Origin of the sequence: Pseudomonas sp. BCRC 81390 (assembly GCF_030341915.1) — a bacterium.
Lineage (GTDB): Bacteria > Pseudomonadota > Gammaproteobacteria > Pseudomonadales > Pseudomonadaceae > Aquipseudomonas.
This window is the reverse complement of sequence record NZ_JATAAG010000070.1, coordinates 1-229: the sequence shown is the minus strand read 5'-3', so window position 1 is coordinate 229 and position 229 is coordinate 1. Positions and strand designations below refer to the sequence as shown.

Here is a 229-nt window from a genome sequence, read left to right as displayed (position 1 = left end):
TTTCGGGTCTATACCCAGCGACTAAACGCCCTATTAAGACTCGCTTTCGCTACGCCTCCCCTATTCGGTTAAGCTCGCCACTGAATATAAGTCGCTGACCCATTATACAAAAGGTACGCAGTCACCTAACAAAGTAGGCTCCCACTGCTTGTACGCATACGGTTTCAGGTTCTATTTCACTCCCCTCTCCGGGGTTCTTTTCGCCTTTCCCTCACGGTACTGGTTCACT

At 49.8% G+C, this 229-nt stretch carries 1 rRNA gene; it reads right to left on the bottom strand.

Features of this window, described 5'->3' with window-relative positions:
- A 23S ribosomal RNA gene (locus QSV36_RS22975) occupies positions 1-229 on the bottom strand; the annotation flags it as partial.